This is a genomic window from Limnospira sp. PMC 289.06 (assembly GCF_032350395.1).
Classification (GTDB): domain Bacteria; phylum Cyanobacteriota; class Cyanobacteriia; order Cyanobacteriales; family Microcoleaceae; genus Limnospira; species Limnospira platensis.
On record NZ_JARPLC010000118.1, the window covers coordinates 10,804 to 14,817 of the forward strand.

The 4,014-nt window shown below is 43.9% G+C and carries 4 protein-coding genes and 1 pseudogene; 3 read left to right on the forward strand and 2 right to left on the reverse strand.

The window, feature by feature from the left end; translation table 11 throughout:
- Both P5674_RS19180 and P5674_RS19185 read right to left on the reverse strand, forming a co-directional pair.
- Positions 1-1,317, reverse strand: a pseudogene (locus tag P5674_RS19180) (FkbM family methyltransferase); the annotation flags it as partial.
- A 271-nt stretch (positions 1,318-1,588) separates the two neighbouring features.
- Positions 1,589-2,368: an HAD family hydrolase gene (locus P5674_RS19185; protein WP_014276064.1), complete on the reverse strand. Its 780-nt coding sequence runs from the start codon at positions 2,366-2,368 to the stop codon at positions 1,589-1,591.
- A 78-nt stretch (positions 2,369-2,446) separates the two neighbouring features.
- On the opposite strand from P5674_RS19185, the gene P5674_RS19190 reads away from it, so the two are divergent.
- From P5674_RS19190 to P5674_RS19200, 3 genes are read left to right on the forward strand one after another with little or no spacing between them, the layout of a single operon-like run.
- A complete protein-coding gene (locus P5674_RS19190; RefSeq protein ID WP_006616367.1) occupies positions 2,447-2,764 on the forward strand; it encodes a hypothetical protein in 318 nt (105 codons plus the stop codon).
- Positions 2,765-2,813: 49 nt separating this feature from the next.
- Positions 2,814-3,629, forward strand: coding sequence for a prepilin peptidase (locus tag P5674_RS19195; RefSeq protein ID WP_014276063.1), 816 nt, complete (start codon positions 2,814-2,816; stop codon positions 3,627-3,629).
- A gap of 41 nt (positions 3,630-3,670) precedes the next feature.
- On the forward strand, positions 3,671-3,910 hold the full coding sequence (locus P5674_RS19200) for a hypothetical protein (RefSeq protein WP_006616365.1): 240 nt from the start codon (positions 3,671-3,673) through the stop codon (positions 3,908-3,910).
- Positions 3,911-4,014 lie beyond the last annotated feature (104 nt).

A 4,014-nucleotide genomic window follows, 5' to 3' on the forward strand; every position in this document is an offset into this window, starting at 1 on the left:
ATCCGATTGAGATTTTTCCAGGTCTTTCTGAGTCTGCTGTAGTTGAGACTGGGAGTTTTCCAACTCCTTCTGCTTCTGCTGAAAATCCGATTGAGATTTTTCGAGGTCTTTCTGAGTCTGCTGTAGTCGTGTATGGTATTGTTCTAATTCTGCTAATATTTGGTCTCGTTGATATTGAGACTGTTGTAACTCAGTCTGAGTTCGCTCTAATTGAGACTGAGACTGCTCTAATTGAGTCTGACTCTGTTTGAATTGAGAATAAGATTTCTCTAAATCAGCTAATATTTGGTCTCTTATCCCCTTGGACTCTTCTAACTCTTCCTGACTTTGTTCGAGTTGTGAGTGCAGATTTTTTAATTCAAGCTGAGTCTGCTGTAGTTGAGACTGAGAGTTTTCTAACTCTTTGTGCTTCTGCTGAAAATCCGATTGAGATTTTTCCAGGTCTTTCCGAGTCTGCTGTAGTTGAGACTGGGAGTTTTCTAACTCTTTGTGCTTCTGCTGATAATCAGATTGAGATTTTCCGAGGTCTTTCTGATGTTGTTGTAGTTGATATTTTAAAAGTTCCTGTTCGGATTCTAATTCTTGGAGTCGAGATAGAGTTATTTTGAGTTCGGTCGGTTTCGGTTCCGCGGGGGGGTGGAGGCGAATATTTGCAGCAATTTCGGGAGTAAGTATCGAGGTATTGATGAGGTTGTTGTGAATATAAACAACTTCATACCGAGAGGGATGATAAGGAGTTGCTTGGGCTATGGGGGTGAAATAATGTTCATTGAGAAAGGCGTTAACTTGCTCAAGAGTCGCTCCACCTTCAAATAGTTGATGTTGGCTTGTCGTGGTGTAAATAGCATCAAGATGTTGGAGAATTTCGGAGGCTCCTGTTAAGGCGAGAAGTTCGGCTCCTTGGATGTCTAAATATAGTATATTAAAGTCTTCTGGGAGTAGATTAAGTTCGGCTAAAATGGTGTCAATAGTGCGGGTATCAACGGGGATTTGCTGAGTTTCGCTGAGGTTAGGATAAAGTTTTTTGTATTGTGTTAGTGGTAAAATGGAACTGTTGGATTCGATGTTGGTAACGTGGAGAGTGGCTTCACTATTTTGGTCAGCGATCGCCATGTGAACTGTCTGAATATTAGGTCGATCGCCTACAGCCATTTTTAACCGTTCACAGGTGACAGGATTCGCTTCTATTAGCAATATTTGAGCATTAGTAAACTTGGCAAAACGTTTGAGCGATCGCCCTTCTCCAGCTCCCACATAGATAATACCACGAGGTTTAACTTTATGGTCGAGAAAAATTTGTGATAAGTTAAGTTTCATAGATATCGAAATAAACTAATTTTAGATCATATTTAACTCTATTTACCAAGCCATAAATCCGCCAAACATTGGCTAGTATATATAGCAGTCATTAGGAGTTATAATTTCGGGGGTTATCCCCAAGGATTACAGTGAGGTTGAATCTGCTAAATAGGGGAGCGATCGCTCTCAGATATACCACTTAATAATAAGTCACCAATCACCATAAATATTCTAGTGAGTTTAATTGTCGTAATTGTTTGCACCATGAACTAAGCGGATAATTAGGTAATTACCAAGCCTCAAAATCCTGAGTAAATTGAGACAAATACAACAAACGGATGGGGGGATATTCAGCCACCAAACGTCTCTCTATGGGAGTATTGTAACCCCAGTCAGCCAAAAACAGTGTAACCTGTTGTAGGTCTGGTTGACCTTGTACAGACAACAAAGTTTTCATTCTGTCCTCAACAAACCAGATCAGCGGACTAGGATCAGAAAGAGTCATGAGATCCCGTAGAGTTTGGTGCTTAGGCTGTTTGTGTCCCTTACCAAAAATGATTCCCGGGTCGAGAATAATTCCCTGTTGTCCGAGAAGCGATCGCACAAATCGTTCTTCCTTAGTGGTAATTATGCGTAATTGTATCATGTCCTGCTCAAGAATAACCCGAAGGCGATCGCATACACCCGGATAAAAGCGATGTAAAGCCAACCACCCTGGTAGGTCTGTAGCGATCCACTGATCACGAATTTGATCAAGTCGAGAGCCAAGAACTTCCGGTGACAAATGTTCTTGTTCGAGCAGTTGACGTGATATACTATGCCAATCGCTGAGAATCTGAGATTCAGCCCACCCCAAAATCAGAGCCCTGATCAAAAGAGGCATTTCCCAGCCCGTTTCAATCACAGGTCTAGTGCGGTAGAATCTAGGGGGTAAATCATCCGGGGGGGTAGACTCAGGAGGCGACCAAACTTCGAGATATGTACGCCAAGCCGTCTGAAAATACTCCAGCAAGCCATCACAGAGAACACCATCAAAGTCCAAGGCGAGAAGATTGGGTTTATCTGGCATGGTTTTTAGTATGTTGTAGGGCAGTTTACCGAAATTATGGAATTGTTGTGATAGTTTTAGTTTAACATCTAACCAGGTGTGTTGATTAACCCTTTGGGAATTGTCTTTGTGGTTTATGGCTCCAACTCAGAGTTAAAAAATCCCGTAACGCCGCCTCCAAACCCGGACTTACCCCTTAGCCAAGAGTGGCGGATACAAGATCCCCAACTACTGAGGATAGCCCGACGGGTGTATCATGCTTATTCAGAAGTACACGCGAAACGAATGCGCCGTCCGTCTGGTGTAGCCATTAATTCCCGCAGCTATCGGAGTTTACTGCTTTTCTCCCCCAAACCCATTTTGCTTCCGGGAGAATGTTTTATCCCCTTTGAGCAGATAGAATTAGAGTTATTTTAGCCCCAGGCTAGGAAGCGGGCGTGAAACCCCGGTGAAAGGTGAAAGTCTAATGGATATTTTAGTTGATCTGCCGGCTTACTTGATTATATTTGCCCTAGGCGCTTCCATAGGTAGCTTTTTAAATGTCATTGTGTATCGAGTCCCGGCTGGTCTGTCGGTGTGGTATCCTCCCTCACGATGTCCCCATTGTCATACCCGTTTAGGTTTAAGTGAAAATGTGCCGGTTTTGGGGTGGTTGTGGTTGCGGGGTAAATGTCGCCATTGCCATGCACCGATATCTATGCGCTATCCTTTAGTAGAAGGGTTAATGGGTCTATTGTTTTTGCTGGTATATGTAACCATCATGCCAGGAACTATAGTACAACTGTTTGGCTTGTGGGCGTTATTAGCTTGGTTGGTGGCATTATCTCTAATTGATATAGATACCTTAATCCTTCCTAACCCTCTCACCCAGTCAGGTTTAGTGGTGGGGTTGTGTTTTCAAGGCTTACTGGGATTAAAAACGGCTGGGGTGATAGACCAGTTAATGGTGGGTGTTTTGGGGGCGGTGCTAGGATTATGGTTATTTGAAGCGATCGCCTTTTTGGGGTCCATGGCTTTTGGACAAACGGCTATGGGGGCGGGAGATGCTAAATTAGCGGCCCTTATGGGGGCTTGGTTGGGGTGGAAGATGCTATTGGTCGCAAGTTTCATCGCCTGTGGTTTAGGAGCCTTTATCGGCGCAGGAGCCATGGCTGTGGGCATATTAGACCGCCGCCAACCCATGCCATTTGGTCCTTTTTTAGCGATCGCTGCTGGTATAACTGCCCTGTGGGGTGAGATAATAGTATCTATGTATATGGAGTTATTTTTCCCAGTTATCTGAGGTAAAGTGCATCAAGCTTTGTGCCTATCCTAGAGATAGAAATGATCGTGTCTTGGATTACACTAAAAACCACTGCTATGCGCTGGGAAGCCGAGTTAATGCAACAGGTCCTCAGCTCCCATGATATTCCAGCACGGGTAATTAGCCTAGGAGTTGGGTCATATATGGGGGTGGGGGGTCCAGCTAAGTTGCAAGTACCATCGGAACATTTGTGGACAGCACTACTGCTGCTGAGTCCGGTGGACGAAGAGCCAGAGGAGCATGATTTAATCTCAAATTAGGTTAATATTTTAGGGCAATACGGTATAATAAGATAAGAAGCGAGAAGAGTTGAGGATAAACCTATTGCCAGATATGTCAAACCCAAGGAAGCGGCCTAAATCCG